This is a genomic window from Streptomyces adustus, from assembly GCF_009377175.1.
GTDB classification, from domain to species: Bacteria; Actinomycetota; Actinomycetes; order Streptomycetales; family Streptomycetaceae; genus Streptomyces; species Streptomyces adustus.
The window spans coordinates 1-3,065 of the sequence record NZ_VJZD01000475.1 but is presented as its reverse complement, the minus strand read 5'-3'; the positions used below and the strand labels follow the sequence as shown (position 1 = coordinate 3,065).

2 protein-coding genes and 1 pseudogene are annotated in these 3,065 nt (G+C 74.0%); 2 read left to right on the top strand and 1 reads right to left on the bottom strand.

Annotation, left to right across the window (positions count from 1 at the left end; translation table 11 throughout):
• Positions 1-163, bottom strand: a pseudogene (locus FNH09_RS45755) (xylose isomerase); the annotation flags it as partial.
• A gap of 182 nt (positions 164-345) precedes the next feature.
• Between FNH09_RS45755 and xylB the strand changes: the two are divergent.
• Together xylB and FNH09_RS45745 are read left to right on the top strand one after the other, a co-directional pair.
• Positions 346-1,791 (top strand): xylulokinase, encoded by a 1,446-nt coding sequence (gene xylB / locus FNH09_RS45750; protein WP_152895775.1) that lies wholly within the window; start codon positions 346-348, stop codon positions 1,789-1,791.
• 29 nt (positions 1,792-1,820) lie between these two features.
• Entirely contained in the window at positions 1,821-3,029 is a 1,209-nt protein-coding gene (locus tag FNH09_RS45745) for an ROK family transcriptional regulator (RefSeq protein ID WP_152895774.1), read from the top strand.
• Positions 3,030-3,065 lie beyond the last annotated feature (36 nt).

Below are 3,065 nucleotides of genomic sequence, written 5' to 3'. Positions count from 1 at the left end.
CGTGGAACGTCACACCGTAGGCACCCAGCTCGGCCAGACGCTGCACCGTCTCGACCGGATCCAGGGCCGGCCGGGTCGCGTCACCGAACGGGTCCCTCCCCTGCCAGCCGACGGTCCACAGACCGAAGGTGAACCTGTCCTCGGGAGTGGGCTGGTAGCTCATACGGCGGCTCCTTGCTAGCTGAACTATTTCGTCATGGCCGTTTACAAATTAGTATGCCAGCACATCCCTGGGAAGGGACACGACGTCCCCGAAGGGTGAGATCCGGGTCTCCAGAACCCCGGACTTCAGAAAACCAGCAGGTCAGACCCCGCAGAGCCGCGGAAAAAAGCAGGGAGAGCCCGATGTCAGCAGCCGAGGGTCCGCTCGTCGTCGGCGTGGACTCGTCCACCCAGTCGACCAAGGTGCTCGTCGTCGACGCGGCCACCGGAGAGGTCGTCGCGAGCGGCCAGGCGCCGCACACCGTCTCCGCCGGAGCGGGTCGTGAGAGCGATCCGCGCCAGTGGTGGGACGCGCTGCACCGGGCCCTGCGCCAGTGCGGCGACGCCGCCCGCGAGGCCGCCGCGGTGTCGATCGGCGGGCAGCAGCACGGGCTCGTCACCCTGGACGCCCAGGGCGAGCCCGTACGTCCGGCGCTGTTGTGGAACGACGTCCGCTCGGCGCCGCAGGCGCGCCGGCTCGCGGAGGAACTGGGCGGACCGAAGGAATGGGCGGACCGCACGGGACTCGTGCCCGGCGCGTCGTTCACCGTGACGAAATGGGCCTGGCTGGCCGAGAACGAGCCGGAGGCGATCCGCGCCACCAAGGCCGTGCGTCTCCCCCACGACTACCTCACCGAGCGCCTGACCGGTCAGGGCACGACCGACCGCGGTGACGCCTCCGGCACCGGCTGGTGGTCGTCGCGGACCGAGGCCTACGACGAGGAGATCCTCGCGCACGTCGGGCTCGACACCGCTCTGCTGCCCCGGGTGGTCCGGCCCGGCGAGGTGGCCGGGACCGTCCGCGACAGCCACGACCTGCCCTTCTCCAAGGGCACCCTGGTGGCCCCCGGCACCGGTGACAACGCCGCCGCGGCGCTGGGGCTGGGACTGCGACCGGGCACCCCGGTGCTGAGTCTGGGAACGTCGGGCACCGTCTACGCGGTGTCGAAGCAGCGACCGGCCGACCCGACCGGTACGGTGGCGGGCTTCGCCGACGCCCATGGCGACTGGCTGCCGCTGGCCTGCACGCTGAACTGCACGCTCGCCGTCGACCGCCTCGCCGCGCTGCTGGGTCTCGACCGCGAGGCGGTGGAGCCCACCACCGGGGTCACGCTCCTGCCCTACCTGGACGGCGAACGCACGCCGAACCTGCCGAACGCCGCGGGGCTGCTGCACGGTCTGCGTCACGACACGACCGCCGGCCAGCTCCTCCAGGCCGCCTACGACGGCGCCGTGCACTCCCTCCTGGGCGCGCTCGACCTGGTCCTCGACGAGGATGCGGACCGCACCGCACCGCTGCTGCTGATCGGCGGCGGCGCCCGGGGCAGGGCGTGGCAGCAGACCGTACGCCGGCTCTCCGGGCGGCCGGTCCAGATCCCCGAGGCCAGGGAACTGGTCGCGCTCGGTGCCGCGGCCCAGGCCGCCGGCCTGCTGACCGGCGAGGACCCGGCGGCGGTCGCCCGGCGCTGGAACACCACGCAGGGACCGGTGCTGGAAGCGGTGGAGCGGGACGAGGAGACGCTGGAAAGGATCTCCGGGGTACTCTCCGACGCGGCCACGCTGCTGGAACGAGAGCCGAACGCCCGCTGAAGGACGACGAACGAGGACTGACCGCAAGGATGACCGCACCGCTGCACGAGGGACACCCGACCGGACCCGGTCGGGCCCTGCCCGACACCCAGCAGGGCATGCGCCGCCGCAATCTCGCGCGGGTGATGCACACCGTGGGCGCCGAGGGCCCGCTCTCGCGTGCCTCGGTCGCCTCGCGCATCGGTCTGACCCGGGCGGCGGTGTCGACCCTCGTCGACGAACTCATCCGCTCCGGGCTGCTGGAGGAGCTGGGCCCGGAGCGGCCGGGCCGGGTGGGCCGGCCGGGGTCCGCCCTCGCCGTCAGCGGGCGCGGCCCCGCCGGGATCGGCGCGGAGGTGGGGGTCGACCACCTCGCGGTCTGCGCGGTGGACCTGCGCGGGGAGGTGCGGGCGCGGGCGGTGCGGCACGGCACGAACCGCGGCCGCGCGCCCGGGCCGGTACTGGAGGAGCTCGCCTCGCTGCTGCGTCTCGTCGTCGCCGACGCGGAACGTGAGGGCCTGTGGCCGGCCGGACTTGCCATAGCCGTGCCCGGTCTGGTCGCCCCCGACGCCCGGACCGTCGTGCGCGCGCCGAACCTGGGCTGGCACGACCTCGACCTCGGGGCGCTGCTGCCCGCCGAACTGCCGCTGACCGTGGACAACGAGGCCAACTTCGGCGGTCTGGCCGAGTTGTGGCTCGGCGAGGGCACCCCACGTGACTTCCTTCATGTGTCGGCCGAGATCGGCATCGGCGCGGCGGTCGTGGTGGACGGGCGGCTGCTGCGCGGGACCCGGGGGTTCGCGGGCGAACTGGGTCATGTTCCGGTCCAGCCGGACGGGCCCGAGTGCGCGTGCGGCGGGCGCGGATGTCTGGAGCAGTACGCCGGTGAGGAAGCGGTGCTGCGCGCGGCCGGCCTGGAGCCGGGCGAGGACCGGGTCGGACTGCTCGCCGGGCGGGCGGCGGCGGGCGACGAGTCGGTACGGCAGGCGCTGCGCGACGCGGGAACCGCGTTCGGTGTCGCGCTGACCGGAGCGGTCAACCTCCTCGACCCCGAGAGTGTCGTGCTCGGTGGTGCGCTGGCCGCTCTCGCGCCCTGGCTGCTGCCGTCCCTGCGCGAGGAGTTGGCGCGGCGCACGGCCGGACCGGCCTGTGCCGTGTCCGTCTCGCGCCTGGGTCCCGAAGGGCCGCTGCTGGGGGCGGCACACTCGGTGGTACGGACGGTGCTGGACGATCCGGCGGCGGTGGCGGAGCGGGGCTGAGCCCCACGCCCCGCGGTCGAGCCCCAGGCCCCCGGC

Excerpts from the sequence above, each read along its gene's own strand:
- xylB (WP_152895775.1), top strand. The coding sequence starts at position 346 with ATGTCAGCAGCCGAGGGTCCGCTCGTCGTCGGCGTGGACTCGTCCACC.
- FNH09_RS45745 (WP_152895774.1), top strand. The coding sequence starts at position 1,821 with ATGACCGCACCGCTGCACGAGGGACACCCGACCGGACCCGGTCGGGCC.